An 18,568-nucleotide genomic window follows, 5' to 3' on the forward strand; every position below is an offset into this window, starting at 1 on the left:
GTTTCGACTGCCCTATGGGGTTGAGGCCGCTGCCTTGGAGGCAGACGGCCATTGCACGCCGCATGGCGCGATCGTCTTGCGGAGCATCATCCATCTCCCTCAACTCCGCGTGGATTTCTTTCAGCCATGAATCGGCTTAAGGGAAAGGCGCGTCGCGCAGCAAAGCCCATCCCGAAGAGGCCGGGCGCTGTCGCGTGACGATCCAACAGGAGTTTTCCAAGGCCTATGTCCGCCCCTCGCGCCTGGCAGCGCATGCTTTCCGGCCGCAGGCTCGACCTGCTCGACCCCTCGCCGCTCGATATCGAACTGAGCGATATCGCGCATGGCTTGGCGCGCGTTGCCCGCTGGAACGGGCAGACGGCAGGGCCGCATGCCTTTTCGGTGGCGCAGCATTGCGTGGTGGTGGAAGAGATCTTTCAGCGGCTGAACAGGGTCACACCAGCCGAGCGCCAAGTGGCGCTTCTGCACGATGCGCCAGAATATGTGATCGGCGACATGATCTCGCCGTTCAAGGCCGTGGTCGGCGGCGGCTACAAGACCGTGGAAAAGCGCATCGAGGCGGCCATCCATCTGCGTTTTGGCCTGCCGGCGACACCGGCGGCAACGCTGAGTGACAAAATCAAGAAAGCCGACCGCGTTGCCGCCTTTTTCGAAGCGACGCTGCTCGCCGGCTTTTCCTCCGCCGAAGCCGCCACCTTCTTCGGCCGCCCCAGGGCCATTACCGCGGACATGCTGCCGATGACGCCGCTTCCCGCGCCGGAGGCCCAGGCTCTCTTCGCCGAACGTTTCGAGCGGATCGAGGCGGAGCGGAACGAAGGCGCGGATCCCAATCCAGGCAATACCAAGACTGCGCGCGGAGTGCCGCAGCCATGAGCTTCATCGTCGTCTCTCCCTTGGCGCGCATCGCGGAAATGGCGGTGCGCCATCGCTGTGGCGGCATGCTAAGCCTGCTTGGCGCGCAGCAATATTTCCATCGCCCGGCCTGCATTCCCCCGGAGCGGCATCTGACGCTGGCGATGAACGATATCGTCAAGCCCACCGGGCCGCTGATTGCCCCGGATGAGGAGCATATCAAGGCGATCCTCGCCTTTGCGCAAAACTGGGAGAGGACGGCGCCACTGCTCGTGCATTGCTGGATGGGCGTCTCCCGCTCACCGGCCGCCGCGCTTCTGATCGCTCTGGCGCTGGAACCGGACCAGGACGACGATACCCTGGTCGACCGCCTTCGGGCCGCCTCGCGCTTTGCCACGCCGAATATGCGGCTGATCGAGATCGGCGACGCGCTCTTGGATCGCGGCGGCAAGCTTCAATCAGCGGTCGCGCGCATCGGACGCGGCGCCGAGGCGGACGGGAATCACCCGTTCCTGCTGACGCTCAGCGCGGCTGGCAACGAGAACCTGGCGCCGGCATGAGCGTCGAAATCGGGCTCAATGCGGTGGTGGTGGCGCGTGGTGCCCAGGCGCCGATGATCCTGGCGCTGGCCGATGCGGCAGGTGGTGCGCGCGACGCCTTGCCCTTCGGCCCGTTCGATCCGCACCGCCATCGGACTTTCGAGACCAGCCTGCGCGCCCATGTCGAGGCGCAGACGGCGCTGTCGCTCGGCTACATCGAGCAGCTCTACACTTTCGGTGATCGTGGCCGCCATCGGGAGGCGGGCGAGGAAGGCAAGCATCTGGTCTCGGTCGGCTACCTCGCCCTCGCCCGGCCGGACGAAGAAGCCGCCTCGCGGCTGGAAGAAGCCGGCGCGCGCTGGCGCGACTGGTATGCCTATCTGCCGTGGGAAGACTGGCGAGGCGGAAGGCCGGGCCTAATCGACCAAGCCATTCTGCCCGGGCTTTCTGCCTGGGCCGAGACGCCCGAGGCAGACCGCGCTGCCGCCACCCAACGCCGTGCCCGCGTGCGTCTTGCCTTCGGGCTCGATGATGTTCCCTGGGACGAAGAGCGCGTGCTGGAGCGCTACGAGCTGCTGTACGAGGCCGGGCTTGTCTCGGAAGCGTTGGCAGACAGACATGCCGACGGCGCTGGACGACCCGATGCCGCCGCACCGCTCGGCCGAGCCATGCAGCATGATCACCGCCGGATCGTCGCGACGGCGATCGCCCGTCTGAGGGCCAAGATCAAATACCGCCCCGTGGTTTTTGAACTCATGCCCCCGGATTTCACCCTGACGGCGCTTCAGGCCACCGTTGAGGCGATTTCTGGCCGTCATTTGCACAAGCAGAACTTCCGTCGTCTGGTCGAGGGCGCCGAGCTGGTGGAGCCGACCGGCGCCATGACGGCTGGAACAGGCGGACGCCCGGCCGCTCTCTTCCGCTTCCGCCGGCAAATTCTGGAGGAGCGGCCAGCTCCGGGGCTGAAGCTCGGCACGCGCTGAGGCCAACGGCTCCGCTTGACGCCTGCCTGCCTCGCTCCATCTCCGTTGCAACGCAATAGATTTGGAGCTGCCGATGGATAATCAGGTTTCCGGCGTCCTCGTCGCCACGCGCACTGCCTTCACCCAGATCACCGCGCTTGCGATCCAATATTCCTTCTCGATCATCGGCGCCATCATCCTGCTGGTCATTGGCTGGACGCTGGCACGGCTGATCCATAATTGGGCCTACAGCGGGCTGAAGAAGGTTCACGGCATCGATGAGACGCTGGCGCGGTTCTTCGCCAACATCATTCGCTATGCGCTTCTGCTGCTGGTCTTCATCACCGTGCTCGGCCAGTTCGGGGTCCAGACGGCGTCCATCATCGCGGCGCTTGGCGCCGCCGGCCTGGCCATCGGCCTGGCACTACAGGGCACGCTGCAGAATATCGCCGCCGGCATCATGCTTCTCGTGCTGCGTCCTTTTCGCGTCGGCGAAACCATTCAGACACCGCAGGTCTCCGGGACCGTGCGCGAGATCGGGCTGTTCGCCACGGAACTCGTCAATGCGGACGGGGTCTATCTTTTGGCGCCGAATTCCACGCTCTGGAACGTGCCGGTCACGAATTTCAGCCGCGAAGCCACACGTAAGTTCGATCTCAGCGTGACTGTCAGTCGGGCAGACATCGACCGGGCGCTCAAGGTTCTCGACGGACTGGCGGAGGAAAATCAGGACGTGCTGGAAAATCCCGAACCACGGGTCTTCGTCGACAGCTTCTCCGGCGACAATGCCACGCTGATCCTGCGCGCCTGGATCGCCACCCACGACTGGTGGAAGACCTCGCGCGAGCTGACACAGGCCGCACAGCTCCGTCTGGCGCAAAGCGAGATCCCGGTAAAATAGCCAGGCTGCGCCCCTCTTATCGCAAGCCTTGGCAAGGAAAAGGCCCGCTTCGTATCGTCGAAGCGGGCCTTCTGGCTTTTGCGATCGCGACGTTCCAGGCGCTACTGGATGACCGCGCAAGCCAGACGTTCACCGGCATCGCCGGAGGGCTGGCTGCGATTGTCATCCGAGCGCGCATGGATCATCAGGGCACGGCCGCGAATGCCGGTCGTGCTGTCGTCAAGCCGCACCATGCTGTTGAAGACCTGGGCACGCAGCACGCCATCCTGGCCGACATATTGATTGGGCATGTCGCCGGCATGCGGGCCGTTGGCGGCGAGAAAACCGTGCTCGGCCTTGGTCGGATTGAAATGGCCGCCTGCCGATTCATGACCGCCTGCCGGATCGCAGCGACCCGTTTCATGCACATGGAAGGCGACCCATTTGCCGGCGGGCAGGCCGCTGATCTCCATTTCGATCAAGACCCCGTTCTTTCCGGCCGTCAGCATGGCGCGGCCGTTCGACTTTCCATCCTTACCGACGAATTCGGCCATCGCGGTCTGCGACGCCGTCTGCGCCAGAACGGGCGCGCTGGTCATAAGGGCAAGGGCGCCAGCGGCCGTCGCTGTGAGGATCAGCCTGTTCATCGAGATCTCCTTCCTGGTCACGGCCGCCCGGACGCGCGGCCTTAAAAAGCGTTCCCGGAAAAACCTGCCGCGCGGAGCCTTGTTCCGCGACCTCACGCGAACGTCAGACCTCGCCGAAGCCCTGGCTTAAGATCTCGATCAACATATGCGGTCAGAACAGACGGATCGCGGAGGTGGCGATGATGAGAAGCGCCACGGCGATCATCAACGGCCGCACCGGCAGCTTCTTGACCACCAGCGCCCCGATGGGCGCGGCGATGACCCCGCCGATGATGACCCCGAATGCAGAGCCGAGTTCGGACACGCCGAGGGTGACGAGGAAAGTGGCCGAGATGACCAGGGTGACGGCAAACTCGGTCAGGCTGGTGGACCCGATCACCCGTTTGGGATCATGCCCGCGGCCGATCAGCGAGGTGGTGACGATCGGACCCCAGCCGCCGCCACCAGCCGCATCCAGACCGCCTCCGGCAAGCCCGATAAACGGTACCAGCCAATCGCGAACCTCGCGCAGGGCCAAGGGGCGGAATGCCTTGAACAGGATGTAAAGCCCGACAAGAACGAGATAGGCCGAGACATAAGGCTCGATCACTTTGCCATCGATATTGGACAGGACATAGGCCCCGATCGCCCCGCCGATCATGCCGGCCGGTGCAAGGCGGGCGACAAGCCGCCAGTCGATGTTGCGCTGGTAGGTGTGCGAGAGACCGGACGCCGCCGTGGTGAACACCTCGGTCACATGCGTCATGGCGCTTGCGGTGGCGATGGGAACGCCGAGGGTCAGAAGACTGGTGGTGGTGAGCAAGCCAAACGCCATACCAAGCGCCCCATCCACCAGCTGCGCGAAGAAGCCGATAGCGATGAACATCCAGAGATCGCCGTCCAAACCGCATCCTTTCCCCAAGGCCGAAAAAGCCTAGCGCAATCGCTGAACAGCCTTAAAGTTCCCCGGAGCAACGAGCGCTGTTAACCGCTCGTTAAAGTGTTACATGAAGTTGCTGCAAGCTCTCGCGCCGCGCGAATTGCGCGCCTCATCACGTTGAAACAGATTCACTTTTTCAAGGCGCGCAGGTCTGACGGCTCACGCGATTGCCATGTCCAGGCCGATATCGAGCGTTGGCGCAGCCATGGTGATTTTCGAGGTCGAGATGAAGTCGACACCCGCTTCGGCGATGGCCCGAACGGTTGAGAGGGAGACATTGCCAGAGGCTTCGAGCACGGTGCGGCGTTTGGCATGGGCGTAATCGCCGTCGGCGACGAGACCATGATGGGCCGCATTCATCGCCACGGCTTCCGCCAGCCTGTCGGGTGTCATGTTGTCCAGCAGCACCACGTCCGCGCCGGCATCCAGCGCCTCGCTGAACTGGTCGAGGGTATCGACTTCGATCTCGATGCGCATGAGATGTCCGGCATAGGCACGGGCAGCGGCAAGGGCGGGCGCAATGCCGCCGGCCACCGCGATGTGATTGTCCTTGATCAGGATCGCATCATCCAGACCGAAGCGATGGTTGGACCCGCCGCCGAGTTTCACGGCATACTTTTCCAGCGCCCGCAGCCCAGGCAGCGTCTTGCGCGTGCAGGTGATGCGCGCATGAGTATGGGCGATCTCATGGGCATAGCGGGCAGTCAGGCTGGCGACGCCGCTCAGGTGCATGAGATAGTTGAGCGCCACGCGCTCGGCCGATAGAAGGCCTCGTGCCCGGCCGGACACGGTGGCGATGGTGGTGCCGGGAACGAGCGGCGCGCCATCGACAAGCGCCGTCTCGAAGCGGATCGCGGGATCGACCAGGCCGAAGGCCGCGCGTGCGAGGGTCAGCCCGGCAAGCACGCCCGGATCACGCGCGGAGAGCACGGCACTGGCCTGCGCCTCGGGCCCGATGGTGGCAAGCGTCGTGACGTCGCCGGCGCGGCCGAGATCCTCGACCAGCGCGGCGCGTACCTGGGCTTCCACGAGGAGATCGGGCAATTCTGGCGGGTACGAATGTGTCATCAGCTTTCATGCTCCTTGCGGATTGCGCCCAAAGGTGCAGCGCGATGGAAGAGAAATGGCGCGGCCGCCTTGCGTCTTATGGATCAGGCGGCGCGCATGCCGGCAAGCTCCGCCGCCACGCGGTCGGCATCGGCCAGCGTCAGGAAGGTGCGGTGGTGCCAGGAAGCGTCTGTTTCCGGGAAATCAGACCGGAAATGACCGCCCCGGCTCTCCATGCGCTGGAGCGCCGCCACGGTGATCAGCTTGGCGGTGGTGAGAATATTGCCGAAGCGCAAACGACCATTCGCACGTTCGAAAGCGGTAATCTCGGCCAGCGCCTCGCAGAGGCCACCCCGGGTGCGGATCACACCGACTTTGGCGCTCATCAGCTTGCGCAAGGCAGACAGCTGCGGGCTGTCTTCCAGCGTCACCGGGTCGTCGCTCTCCCCGGCATTGTCTTCCCAGGCGGTAATGCGCGCCACCGGCAGCACGCCCTTGATATCCTCGGCAATGCGCGCGGCGAAGACAACGGCTTCCAGCAGCGAATTGGACGCCAGCCGATTGGCGCCGTGAACGCCCGTCGAGGCCACCTCGCCCGCAGCCCAGAGTCCATCGACGGAGGTGCGGCCCTCCGCATCGGTCAGCACGCCGCCCATATGGTAGTGAACGGCCGGCACCACCGGGATCGGGTCGCGGACTGGATCGATGCCGGCCGACATGCAGGAGGTGTAGACCGTAGGGAAAGCCTCGGGGAAGTGCGCGCCGACGGCCTTACGGCAGTCGAGAAAGGCGCCGCGCCCGGCCGTCACCTCTGCAAAGACCCCGCGCGCCACGATATCGCGCGGGGCAAGCTCGGCGTCGGGGTGAAGGTCGGCCATGAACCGATGCCCCTGCTTGTTGATGAGCAAGGCGCCCTCGCCGCGCAGGGCTTCGGTTGCCAGCGGCGCGGGATCGCGACCGAGATCGATCGCCGTCGGGTGATATTGCACGAATTCCGGATCGGCGATGATGGCCCCGACGCGGGCGGCCATGCCGATACCCTGGCCGCAAGCCTCGTGCGGATTGGTGGTGACCGAAAAGAGATGGCCGACGCCGCCGGAGCACAGCACCACGGCACGGGCAGGAAAGGCCACGCGCCGGCGTGATTGGCCGGCATCCGGCCTTGCGATAACGCCGGAGACGAAGCGCCCCTCGCGCACCAGCTCTTCCACCACATAGCCTTCGAGCACGCGGATCGACGGCGTGGCGCGCACGCGGGCGATCAGCGCCTCCATGATCGCCATGCCGGCCATGTCGCCGCGCACCCGCACGATGCGCCGCTCGGAATGCGCGGCCTCGCGCGACAGCAAGAGCCGGCCCTCCAGATCCTTGTCGAAGGGCACACCATAAGAGATGAGATCATGGATGCGTTCTGCGGCTTCGGACGCCATCAGTCGCGCCATCTTCTCATCGACGATGCCGGCACCGGCAACCAGCGTGTCGGCGACGTGCTTATCGACCGTATCGCCCGGGCTCATGGCCGCCGCCACGCCACCCTGCGCCCAGGCGGAGGACGCGCCATGGCCGATCGGGGCAGCGGCGAGAAGGGTCACGGGACGCGGGCTGAGCTTCAGCGCACAGAACAGACCAGCCAGCCCGCCGCCGACGATGACGATATCGTCAATGCCGCTTGGGCCCTGCGGCCGGAAATTGTTGCTCATCATGCCTTACCCCTCCCAGAGCCGGACGCCGCCGGCCCGTTGCTCACGCCTTGAGCGCGATCATCCGCTCTACCGCCAGCCGGGCGCGGTCAGCCACGGCGGGATCGATCGTCACCTCGTCGGTCATGGTCAGCAGGCTGTCGAGGATCTTTGGCAGCGTGATCCGCTTCATGTGCGGGCAGAGATTGCAAGGCTTGACGAAATCCACCTCCGGAACCTCGGCCGCGACATTCGAGGCCATCGAACATTCGGTGACGAGCAGCACCTTGGGCGGACGCTTGTCCTTGACATAATCGATCATGCCGGCCGTAGAGCCTGCGAAATCGCAAACCGCGATCACGTCGGGATGACATTCGGGATGGCCGATAATCTCAAGGCCTGGATAGGCGGCCTTATAGGCGAGCAGTTCTTCGGCGCCGAAGCGCTCATGCACCTCACAATGGCCCTTCCAGGTCAGGATTTTCTTGTTTGTCTGGCGCGCCACGTTCATCGCGAGATATTCGTCGGGAATGCAGAGCACCGTGTCGCTCTGCAGGCTTTCGACAACTTGCAGCACATTGGACGAGGTGCAGCAGATGTCCGTCTCCGCCTTCACATCCGCCGAGGTGTTGACATAGGTGACCACCGGCACACCCGGGTAGCGCTGCTTCAACAGGCGCACATCCGCACCGGTGATCGAATCCGACAGCGAGCAGCCCGCCTTGGAATCGGGGATCAGCACCGTCTTTTCGGGGTTCAGGAGCTTGGAGGTCTCGGCCATGAAATGCACGCCGCACTGGACGATGATCTCGGCATCGACCTTGGTCGCGTCACGGGCGAGCTTCAGCGAATCGCCGACGATATCGGCGACGCAGTGGAAGATATCGGGCGTCTGATAATTATGCGCCAGGATCACGGCATTGCGTTCGCGCTTCAGCCGGTTGATCGCCGCGACGTAGGGTGCATAGACGGGCCATTCGAAGGCGGGGATGAAATCCTTGACCTTCTGGTAGAGCGGCTCGGTCTCGCGCGCGATCTCCGGCGTGAAGGCCAGGTCCGGCTTCGGCAGGACGCCGAAACGCGCGGCGGCAGTCGTCGGATCCGGCACGCGCGCTGCCATCGGCTTAAATTCGCTCTTTTGCATTGCCTGTTCCTTCCCGCCCTGCCGGCGCCCAAGCCCGTCCGGCTACCACGTCGACCCCGTCGCCCCTCTGAACCCTTACCCGGATATGCTCAAAGTGAGCATAAGTCAGGCAGGAAATTCGCCATGAGCAAGATTGCAATTAGAAAGTTTTATGACGCTTTTCAAGCGGCCCACAAAAGAACGGGCCGGATTTTCGCCAGAGGCGCATGCCGCGATGGACCGATGTCCGGTATACGAATGAGTGCGGCCTCTTGCTGAGCGACTCTCAGGCAGACGCGGCAACCGGCCGCTGCACCTGCCGCTCCCGGATGGGCAGATGGACGGCGGCAGCAAACAGGCCCAGCAGCACGCCGATCCACCAGACGGGATCATAGGAGCCGAACCGATCATACAGCACCCCGCCCATCCACACGCCAAGAAACGAACCGATCTGGTGCGACAGGAACACCATGCCGCCCAACAGGCCGAGATGGCGCGTGCCGAACATGATGGCAACAAGTGCATTGGTCGGCGGCACGGTGGACAGCCAGAGCAGCCCCATGACCACGGAAAAGACGATCACCGAGGTCGATGTCTGCGGCAAAAGGAGAAAGGCGGCGACCGCAATCGAACGGCCCAGATAGATCAGCGCCAGAAAATAAGGCTTTGACGCATTCTGGCTAATGATGCCGGCGGCGAGTGAGCCGATGATGTTGAAGAAGCCGATCAGAGCGATCGCGATCACGCCGTAGCGGGCATCGATGCCGATATCGCCGAGATAGGCGGGAAAATGCGCGGTGATGAAGGCCACCTGATAGCCGCAGACGAAGAAGCCGCTGACCAAAAGCAGATAGCTGCGATGGCCGAAGGCCTCCTTCAACGCCTGGCTTGCCGTCTGGGGGAAGAGCTCGCCCCCCTGGCGGCCGGATGCGGCGTTGCCAGCCAAGGGAATGGCGGCAAAGGGAACGATCAGCATCAGCAAGGCGAGAATGACGAGGCTGTCGGACCAGCCATAGGCCTGGATCAAGCCTTGGGACAGCGGCGCGAACAGAAACATGCCGGCCGAGCCCGCCGCCGTGCCGATGCCATAGGCCATGGAGCGCTGGGCTGGCGTCACATGCCGGGCGAAAGCCGACAGCACCGTGCCGAAGGAGCCGGCACCGACGCCAAGGCCGACAAGGACGCCGCCGCCGACATGAAGCCAGAGCGGTGCGCCAGCATGCGCCATGATGAAAAGTCCCGTGGCATAGACGAGCCCTGCCAGCGCGAGAATGCGCCACGTGCCGAAGCGATCGGCGAGACCGCCGAAAATCGGCTGGCTCAGGCCCCAGCTCAAATTCTGCAGCGCCATGGCCAGTGCGAAGGTCGATCGGTCCCAGCCGCGGTCGTTCAGGATCGGCAGCTGAAAAAATCCCATGGCGGAGCGCGGGCCAAAGGTCAGCATGGCGACGATCGACCCCGCCAGGATGATCAGCCAGGGAAACGGCCGGCCCGCCTGCATAGCGGAAGAGGATGGCGATGCGGTCGAGGCAGAGGTCATGGCCGAAGCTCCAGAAGAAGACAGGCTCTTCTTAGGAGTCCTTCGCCAAGAGGAAAAGACAATTGATTTGAGCGATCATTGAGTGGAATTGATCGTGGAACGTTCGCCCCTGTCGCGCTGCTTCATCGGCCAAGTCTCGCCGCGGCGGGAAATGACCGTCACGGCATCGCCCATCGAGACGATCCCAGTGCCGCGCGGCACCAGATTCCAGCCGAACAGAACGCCGCGCACACGCGGATCGCCCGACATCCGTTTGACCGCCAAGCCCTGGATCGGGTTTCCGCCGGTTCGTTCGCCCGTCGTCTGGTCCTGCGTCGTCATGATGCAGCGCTCGCAGGGCTTGACCAGGTCGAACCGAATGCCGCCGATCTCGATCGCCTCCCAGGCATCCTCGTCCCATGGCACATCGCATTCCACCACCAGATTGGGCCGGAAACGGTCCATTCCCACAGCTTCCTGGCGCTGGAACGCCATGGTGGTGTTGAGATCGTCGAGCGAAGCGGTTGTGGTCAGCAGCAGGGGATAGCCATCCGCGAAGCTGACCGGAACAGGCTCGCCGGCCCAGGCAGCACCGACCCGACGCTCCGCCTGCGCGTCCTGAAATGCCAGGCGCAGCGTCTGGCCGAACCAGCGCGACAGTGCCGCATTGGTTTCGGCATCGGCCAGTGCTGCATCGATCAGGCTGGTCCAGATCTTGACCTGTGCGCGCTGGGCTGGATCGAGGCGAACATGAATATGCTCACCGCCTTTTTCCAGATGCAGCCCGTCCTCGGTCATCGTGGCGTTGACCTGCGCCAAGGCTTGAAGATCACGCTGGCTTACCAGATGTCCGGCGCTGTCGATCACCATGAAGCGACGATCATGCAACAACCCGGCCGGCTCGACATGAGCTTGGCTGGTTGCAAACGCCCGCGCGCTTTTCAGCGGATAGACGAACAAGCCGGAGACATGCATGCGCGACCCCTTCAAGAACGAGAACAAGCCCAGAGCGACAACCTTGAATTAAGTGGGCCTTAATAAGCCGATCGTTACCATTGTCAATCAGGGACGATTCGCCTGCGCCTGGCGATCCCCAAAATCAGGGATCTGCGATATCCGCCTCGGCTCTGTTGACCTTTTCCGCCAAGCAACATCGTCACGGAAACCTGCCGGCTTCACGCGATCTCCACCGGCTCTGGGAACCCGCGATCGATGAAGGTGGTTCCCTGAATTTCGGCAAGCAGCCCGTCCCGAAAGCGTCGCAGCGCCTCCGTCCGCGCCGTTGCGATCATGCGCCCTGAAGCCGTCTGAAACGTGTCCGCCAGGCGCAGGAGCTTGGTTTCGAAATGATCGAGCGCGAAGGCTTTGTCATCGAGCGGCCGGTGCTCAGCCAGGGGATCGAGCGTGTCGAACAGGGCGCTGCCCATGCGGCCGGCGATGGAGAAGCAACGGGCGACGCCGACCAGGCCGATTGCATCGAGACGGTCGGCATCCTGCAGAATGGCCGCCTCCAGGCTTTCCACCGGCACGCGCGCCGAATAGCTGTGCGCATGCACGGCATGGGCGACGGCCTGCGCATCCTCCGCCGACCAGCCATCCGCCGTAAGAAGCTCGTGCGCCTTGTCGGCGGCAAGCTTCGAGGCTTGGCCGCGCAGGGGCGAGTTCTTTTCCACCGCCACGCAATCGTGCAGCAGCACGGCGGCGGCGAGGATCGGCAGGCGCCCGCCCTCTTGCGCCTGGATTGTCAAGGCATTGCGCCAGACCCGGAGAATATGCCCGGTATCATGCGCCCCGTCATTGCCCGACGGGACCGAGAACGGCAGAAGCCGTGCCGCCAGATTCTCGAAAGGCGCGAAGTGTCCAGCCAGGCCATCCCGGTCGGACGGCTTCGGCTCAAGGCTGTGAAGGGCGCTCTGGATCAGTGTCATCGGCGGACTCAGGTTCCGGTCGGTTTTCGGATGGCGCGGAGGTGGCAGAGCGCAAGGCCTCCGGCAAGGCCGGCAGCGCCACGCCGCTCAGGATTTTCTGGTAGAAGAGTCCGATGCCGATCAGCACCGCACCAAGGCCGATGAAGGACAGGGCCCGCAGCACGCCTTCCAGATTGGACATATCGACCAGAAAGACCTTGAGCACGGCGATCAGCACCAGCGCCGCCGAGGCAAGGCGGAGGGCGGCAGCGTGGCGCCGCGCGCCGGCAATCAGCAGGATGACGCCCAACGCCAGCCAGACGGCGGAATAGGCATAGGTTTCCGCCGGCATGAAGCCTTTCCAGTCGGCAATCCCCTCACCATGCCAGGCGCGGCGCACGCATAGAGTCGCCCACGCAAAGATCATGACGCCTGAGGCAATGCCGATCAGCGTCACATAGGCCTTCGGACGGCGCTTGGCCGACAGCACGGCCAGCCCAGCAAAGGCAAGACCTGGGAGGAGATAGCCAAGACCCAGGAGATCGAGGATCGGCAGGGGGCCGAGCGGCTCTCCCGTCCAGTAGGGATTAAGCGCCAGAAGATGGACGGCCAGCACCAATCCGACAGACATGACCGAGAGCGCCATGCTGCCATAGCGGAAGAAGCGGCTCGGGCTTCGCCCGTCGAGTCCCGTCAAAATTCCGGCCGCGCCGATCATCAACAGCGTGTAGATCGCCTGCTCGCCGAGCGAGGGGGCAGAGGCGTCGATAACGCCGCCATGCAGGCCATGGCGCACCAACATGCCCAGCGTCAGCAGCGCAAACAGGCAGCCAAGCGCCTGCAGCAGCTCACGCGGGCGCGCGGATGGCCAGGCGCGCAGGTGCCACGCCGCCAAAATCATCGCAAGCGCCGGCAGGCCATAGCCCGGCAGCAGCGCGTTGAACACCGGCATGCGACCGAGTGCCTCCGGCGGAACGACCGTCGGCTCATAGGCAAAGCGCAGCAGCAGGATGGCAGCAGCCAGCACGCTGATCCACGGCAGCGCCGGGAAGGCACGCCAACGTGTCGCTAAACTGAAGCCGAGGCCAGCCGCCGCGATGACGACCACGGCGGCAAGTCCGCTACCGGTCGCCTGCCCGGCCACGGCCACAAGACCCATGGCGCCCGCCATCAGCCAGCCGCGCGCGACGTCTGCCCGAGGAGATTGAGGCCCCGGCCAACGCGCGCTCGCTTCGGTGAGAACAAGCAGCAGCAAGGCCAGACCAAGCGACAAGGCCAGATGGCCGAAATCATGCCCGAACGTGCCGACCATCAGGAAGGAGACCAGAACGAGCCCGACCGGAGACAGGCCTGCGACGGCGGCTGACAGAGCACCTGTCGGATGCAGGCCCTGGGCCTGGTCGGCAGCAAGCCTGCGCTTCAGGCCCGGCCATCCGAGCAGAATCAGCAGGACCGAAAGACCGCCGGCAAAGGCGGTGACGGACCAGTTGGGTGGCAGGGCACCCAGCGTCGCCGTGGAGGGCGTGAGCAGATCGGCAAAGAGATAGACCGTGCCGATGGCGCCAAAGCCCGTGGCGAGAGCCGGGTAGACCATGCCGCGTCGCAATGCCGCCAGCAAGGCAAGCCCTGTCAGCACGGCGCTCGCCTGCAGGATGCCATCGAGAGGGCGATCGAGCGACAGCGTCGCCAACGCCAGAACCGACAGGAAGACCGCGAGCGACAGCGTCAGCGTGATGCCGAAGAACGGCACGGCGACCCGAGACCAGACACGACGCAGGAAGCCAAGGCGCCTCGGCGGAGCGGTAACGGGCGTAGCGTCGGCCTCGTCAGCCGCCTCGTCTCTTATGACAGGCACCGTCTCGCGGCCAAGCGCGCCGGCCGGCCAGATCAAGCCGGTGCCGGCGATCATCACCAGAAGCACGGTGACGATGGGCAGCTCGTCGGTCATTTCCGAGCCCAGCAGCGCCAGCAGGATCCAGGCGAGCACGCCGAGATTGGCAAGCGCGGGAACGGTGCGCCAAGCCTTCAGCCGCGCTGCAAGCGCTGTGCCGGCCCAGGCGATCGCGAGGAAGATAAACAGCGCCCAGAAATTCGGATCGTCAGACGAGATCAGCGCCGGCGTGATCAGCGAGCCGGCAAGCCCGAGGCCGGCCAACGCCTGGCCATAACGCAGCGACAGCGCAACGACACCAAGCGAAACCACCGAGAGCAGGATGTAGGCCAGAGCAGGGCCGATGAAGCCGTACAGCGCATGGGCGGCATAAAGCGCGCCAAACAGGGTGGCGGCGCCAGCTGCCGTCAACACACCGGGAATCAGGGCGTTGGAAAAACGAGCCGATAGCGCCGGCATGGCCCGGCGGCGGATGATTTCGCCCGCGCCGATCAGGCCGAGACCGAAGACGAGCGCCAGCGCGATGCGGATGCCCGGCCCGACCAGCCCGGCCTCGATGGAGTAGCGAACGAGGAAAACACCGCCGAGCGCGAGCGCCAGGCCGCCGGTCCACACGGCCCAGCGTGCGCCGAGCCGGCTTTCCAGGCTTTCCAGTCGCGGTGGCGGGGCGGCATCGACAGGCCTGGTGTTTGGAGAGGCGGGTTCCTCCCGAGCCACCATCACAGGTTCTCCGCGCGCCGCCCGCTCCACCGCCTCGCCGGTTTCGGCCGGTGCGCGCGGCCAGATCTCCGCCACCGGCGTTTCCGCCTGCGCCAGTGCCGGCTGAGAGACTTCGCTTTCCGCTGCTGCGGGGCCCGCTGCGCGCAAGGCGGCGATCTCGGCCCGCAGCGCTTTCACGTCGCTATCAAGGCGCGCCTCGGTGCGCCGCGCGCGCGCGAAAGCCAGCACGGCCAGAAGGAAGGCGCCGAGCATCAAAAGGTCCATCAGCGGGGCTCCGGGTCGTTGATATCAAGGCCAGCGCCGTCAGACGCGGCAGGAGAGTGAGACATACGCGGGTCTGGCGGGCAAGAAGCGGCGGTTGCCGCATCTGCCGGCTCCGACGAGCGGCTAGTGGCCGTCTCGCGCAGAAGAGGAGGCTGACGCAGCCGTGCGTCGGCCAGACCATCCTTCTGCGCCGATGACGACAATGCGGATGCGGGACGCTCCGGCAAGGCCGTCTCCCCCGTTTTCAGACGCTTCAGAGCCGCCTGCACGAAGCCGTCGCGCGCAGCTGAGGCTTCCAGGCCGCGTGGTTCGTAGACGTGGCGGTGAAGGAAATAGCCGGTCATGCGGAATGCTTCGGCCAGTGCAGAAAAATCGGCACCGCCCCCGGTCCTGGTTAGGAAGGGTGGCAAGGCGAAAAGCTTGTCGGCATAAGGTTCACCGGCGCTGCGCGACACCGCGCGACCGGTCTTGGGCGAGACATAGGCAAGATCGTCATTGCCGCCCGTCGCGGCGCACTGGCTCAGGTCCAAGCCGAAGCCGAGATCATTGAGCACGGCGATCTCGAAGCGGATGAAAAGCTCGCCTGCCTCGGCCGGGTCTTCCATATGGTCGAGAATCACATCCAGCGCCTCGAAGAGATGCGGATGCGGATCCCGCTCCGGCAGAAGCCTGAGCAGCACGGCTAGCGCCTGCACCCCATAGACCGAGGTGGCGGCCTCCATCAGCTTCGCGGCGCGCAGTCTGATCGGCTCGATGCGAAACTCGCCCAGATGCTCGTCAAGGCGCGCACGCCAGGTAAGCTCGACCAGATTGCCGGGCTGCAGCACCGGCTGCATCGCACGTGAGCGCCCGCCCCTGACGATGCCGAGATGGCGGCCATGGGCCCGGCTCATGACCTCGGCGACGACGGAGGCTTCGCCCAGGCGCTTGATGCCGAGCACCACGGCTTGATCGGTCCATTGCATGACAGGGTTCTACAAGGCGCGCGCCTTGCGGACAAGCGTGCGGGCGGCCAACGCGCACCCTCCCCCATCTCATCGCCCTCTCTACTTTCGTTCGTCAGAAGACGATCGGCTCGAGCGGCGGCCGGTTGGCGTCGAACACCTTCAGTACAGCCTCGCGTTCGGCAAGATAGTCGCGATGGAACGGCACGGAGGCGAGCTGGCGCGAAAGCTGGAGCTGGAAGATGAAATGTCCGTCATGGGTGAAGGCCGTCTCCGATCCCGCCAGATAAAATTCCCACATGCGGAAGAAGCGCTCATCATAGAGCCGAACAACCTCGTCGCGCCGCGCGAGGAAGCGCTGGCGCCAGGCCCGCAGCGTATGGGCGTAGTGCATCGGCAGGATCTCGATGTCGCGCACGAAGAAACCGGCACGCTCCACAGCCGGCAGCACCTCCGACAGCGCCGGAATATAGCCGCCGGGGAAGATATATTTCTCGATCCAGGGATTGGTGGCCCAAGGCTTGACCACCTGCCCGATCGAATGCAGCACCATGACGCCATCCGGGCGCAGCAGGTCATGCATCTTTCTGAAGAACCCCGGATAGTTGCCGATCCCGACATGCTCGAACATGCCGACGGAGACGATCCGGTCGAATGGCCGCGCCGTCATCGTGCGATAATCCTGCAGCTCGAAACGCACGTGGTCCACCAGGCCACGCGCCTGCACCCGCGCGCGCGAGACCTTCAGCTGTTCCTCGCTCAGCGTGATTCCGGTGACGTCAACGCCGGAGCTTTCAGCCAGCGTCATCGCCATGCCACCCCAGCCGGAGCCAACCTCCAGCACACGTTGGCCGGGCTCCAGAAGCAGCTTGGCGGCGATATGGCGCTTCTTGGCGCGCTGCGCTTCGTCGAGGTCGAGACCATCGGGATGGAAATAGGCGCAGGAATATTGCCAGTCCTCGTCGAGAAACAGGCTGAACAGCTGGCCGCTCAGATCATAGTGGTGGGCCACATTGTGCCTGTTACGATTGACCGGCATGCGCGAGCGCAGCTGTTGGCGGGCGACATGGTAGAGCGCCATGCCGATATTCTGCCAGTTGGCGCCGCGTTCCAGGCCGTTGTCCTTGGCAAGCGCCAGAAAGTCATAGAGGTCGCCCTGTTCCAGGATCACGCGGCCATCCATGTACATTTCGCCAAAGGCGAGCCCGGGATCGCGGCCGATGGCGGCTTCTGCCGCGCTGTCCATAATGCGCAGGATTATGGGTGGACCGGCGCCATCGCCTAGGGTTTCCGTTTCGCCCGACGGATAGGTGACGGTCAGATTGCCTTTGTGAACGAGCCTGCGAAGCGAGGCACGGAGCGCGGAAACCATGCAGAACCTCCACCGATTCGGCTTTCGCCGCCGACGAGAGGCCGCGGCGAGAGCACGAGGCATGATGACAGGGTCACGCTCGGAGGGAGGGCGGCGTGTCTGCCAGCGAATCCTGTCTTGGCAGGATCCGCGGTCACGGGGACAACCGGCGAGCGCGTTTGCGCGTCACGCAGCCGTGAGCGCCCCGGGACTGTAGCGCCATCGATGGCAATCGCAAGCGCCCTTTGTGAGAGGGCCAGATTTCGCCACCGCCCGTAAACTATTGCTTACGTTGATCTTTGCCAGATTCCCTGTCCCCGGAGATGGTCACGTGCGTGCGCTGCCGCGAGATCCTGGATCGGCCCTGCCGGCACGATGCGTGTCGGATTCAAATGGGCGATGGAGTAATAGCCGCGCTTGATGTGATCGACGCGCACTGTCTCGGCGATGCCGGGCCATTGATAGATCTCACGCAGATAGGCCTGGAGATTGGCGTAGTCCGAGAGACGGCGCAGGTTACACTTGAAGGCACCGTGATAAGCGGCATCGAACCGGATCAGCGTGACGAAAAGACGGATATCGGCCTCGGTAAAATAAACGCCGGCGAGATAGCGATGATCCGCCAGATGCGCTTCCAGCCGGTCGAGCGTCGCGAAGACCGCCGCAACCGCCTCTTCATAAGCGGCTTGGCTCTTGGCGAAGCCGGCGCGGTAGACGCCGTTGTTGAGGCTGTCATAGATCAGCGCGTTCCAGCGGTCGATCTCGCCGCGCATGGGTTCGGGATAGAAATCCTGCCGGTCCCCGGTCAGACCGTCGAATGCCTGATTGAGGATGCGCAGAATGTCGGCCGACTCGTTGTTGACGATCCGCCCGAGCTGACGGTCCCAGAGAACGGGGACGGAGACCTTGCCGGTATAATGCGGATCGGATCCGGTGTAGAGTTCGTGCTGGAAGCGAACGGGCGCAATCCGGTCCCCGGCGTCTATGGGCGGCGAAAAGCGCCAGCCATCTTCGCCCAGTTCCGGCTCGGCGATCGCCACGGGCAAAAGCAGGTCCAGACCTTTAAGCTTGCGCATCATCAGCGTGCGCGAGGCCCAGGGGCAGATATAGGCGACGAAGAGCTGATAGCGGCCCGGCTCGGCCGCGATGGTCTGATCGCGAAATCGCGTTGGCTCCCGATGAAAGGCGCCGTTCTTCATCTCGCTGGCGGCGACATCGTCCTTGACCCATTGGCCGTCGACAAGCTGCGGCATGCGCCCTCTCCTTCCATCCTGTTGCCGGCAACAGGTGGCAGGCGCGTGCAAGGACGGCAAGATGGCGATGC

Annotated in this window: 15 protein-coding genes and 1 pseudogene; 4 read left to right on the forward strand and 12 right to left on the reverse strand. The window is 64.5% G+C overall.

What is annotated here, in order from left to right; translation table 11 throughout:
* The first annotated feature begins 225 nt into the window (after positions 1-225).
* The 4 genes from BMX61_RS04295 (at position 226) to BMX61_RS04310 (ending at position 3,254) form a co-directional block, all read left to right on the forward strand.
* On the forward strand, positions 226-873 hold the full coding sequence (locus BMX61_RS04295; protein WP_075629005.1) for an HD domain-containing protein: 648 nt from the start codon (positions 226-228) through the stop codon (positions 871-873).
* On the forward strand, positions 870-1,412 hold the full coding sequence (locus BMX61_RS04300; RefSeq protein WP_075629006.1) for a tyrosine phosphatase family protein: 543 nt from the start codon (positions 870-872) through the stop codon (positions 1,410-1,412). The genes BMX61_RS04295 and BMX61_RS04300 overlap by 4 nt, the downstream gene beginning before the upstream one ends.
* Positions 1,409-2,374, forward strand: coding sequence for an NUDIX hydrolase (locus tag BMX61_RS04305; protein WP_075629007.1), 966 nt, complete (start codon positions 1,409-1,411; stop codon positions 2,372-2,374). The genes BMX61_RS04300 and BMX61_RS04305 overlap by 4 nt, the downstream gene beginning before the upstream one ends.
* Positions 2,375-2,447: 73 nt before the next feature.
* A complete protein-coding gene (locus BMX61_RS04310; protein ID WP_075629008.1) occupies positions 2,448-3,254 on the forward strand; it encodes a mechanosensitive ion channel family protein in 807 nt (268 codons plus the stop codon).
* Between the two features lie 101 nt (positions 3,255-3,355).
* Here BMX61_RS04310 and BMX61_RS04315 read toward each other — a convergent pair whose 3' ends face one another.
* The 12 genes and pseudogenes from BMX61_RS04315 to BMX61_RS04370 all read right to left on the reverse strand — a co-directional run bounded on the left by BMX61_RS04315 (position 3,356) and on the right by BMX61_RS04370 (position 18,497).
* Positions 3,356-3,832, reverse strand: coding sequence for a superoxide dismutase family protein (locus tag BMX61_RS04315; protein ID WP_075629208.1), 477 nt, complete (start codon positions 3,830-3,832; stop codon positions 3,356-3,358).
* Between the two features lie 199 nt (positions 3,833-4,031).
* Complete coding sequence (locus BMX61_RS04320) at positions 4,032-4,745, reverse strand: sulfite exporter TauE/SafE family protein (protein WP_075629209.1); 714 nt, start codon at positions 4,743-4,745, stop codon at positions 4,032-4,034.
* 213 nt (positions 4,746-4,958) lie between these two features.
* Positions 4,959-5,867 (reverse strand): carboxylating nicotinate-nucleotide diphosphorylase, encoded by a 909-nt coding sequence (nadC, locus tag BMX61_RS04325; protein ID WP_075629009.1) that lies wholly within the window; start codon positions 5,865-5,867, stop codon positions 4,959-4,961.
* Between the two features lie 83 nt (positions 5,868-5,950).
* Positions 5,951-7,549 carry an L-aspartate oxidase gene (locus BMX61_RS04330; RefSeq protein ID WP_075629010.1) on the reverse strand — a complete coding sequence of 533 codons (1,599 nt, stop codon included), beginning with the start codon at positions 7,547-7,549 and terminating at the stop codon, positions 5,951-5,953.
* 40 nt (positions 7,550-7,589) lie between these two features.
* Entirely contained in the window at positions 7,590-8,669 is a 1,080-nt protein-coding gene (gene nadA / locus BMX61_RS04335; RefSeq protein ID WP_075629011.1) for a quinolinate synthase NadA, read from the reverse strand.
* A gap of 265 nt (positions 8,670-8,934) precedes the next feature.
* Complete coding sequence (locus tag BMX61_RS04340) at positions 8,935-10,188, reverse strand: MFS transporter (RefSeq protein ID WP_075629012.1); 1,254 nt, start codon at positions 10,186-10,188, stop codon at positions 8,935-8,937.
* 75 nt (positions 10,189-10,263) lie between these two features.
* Positions 10,264-11,142, reverse strand: a complete 879-nt coding sequence (locus BMX61_RS04345; RefSeq protein ID WP_075629013.1) for an MOSC domain-containing protein — start codon at positions 11,140-11,142, stop codon at positions 10,264-10,266.
* A 200-nt stretch (positions 11,143-11,342) separates the two neighbouring features.
* Entirely contained in the window at positions 11,343-12,095 is a 753-nt protein-coding gene (locus tag BMX61_RS04350; RefSeq protein ID WP_075629014.1) for an HD domain-containing protein, read from the reverse strand.
* Positions 12,061-14,949, reverse strand: coding sequence for a DUF2339 domain-containing protein (locus BMX61_RS04355; protein WP_075629015.1), 2,889 nt, complete (start codon positions 14,947-14,949; stop codon positions 12,061-12,063). The genes BMX61_RS04350 and BMX61_RS04355 overlap by 35 nt, the downstream gene beginning before the upstream one ends.
* 245 nt (positions 14,950-15,194) lie before the next feature.
* Positions 15,195-15,914: pseudogene (gene recO, locus BMX61_RS04360) on the reverse strand (DNA repair protein RecO); the annotation flags it as partial.
* Between the two features lie 94 nt (positions 15,915-16,008).
* Positions 16,009-17,265 carry an SAM-dependent methyltransferase gene (locus BMX61_RS04365; RefSeq protein WP_075629016.1) on the reverse strand — a complete coding sequence of 419 codons (1,257 nt, stop codon included), beginning with the start codon at positions 17,263-17,265 and terminating at the stop codon, positions 16,009-16,011.
* Positions 17,266-17,531: 266 nt separating this feature from the next.
* Positions 17,532-18,497, reverse strand: a complete 966-nt coding sequence (locus tag BMX61_RS04370) for a glutathione S-transferase family protein (RefSeq protein WP_075629017.1) — start codon at positions 18,495-18,497, stop codon at positions 17,532-17,534.
* Between the last annotated feature and the right edge of the window lie 71 nt (positions 18,498-18,568).

This window comes from Xaviernesmea oryzae (genome assembly GCF_900109605.1).
Taxonomy (GTDB): domain Bacteria; phylum Pseudomonadota; class Alphaproteobacteria; order Rhizobiales; family Rhizobiaceae; genus Xaviernesmea; species Xaviernesmea oryzae.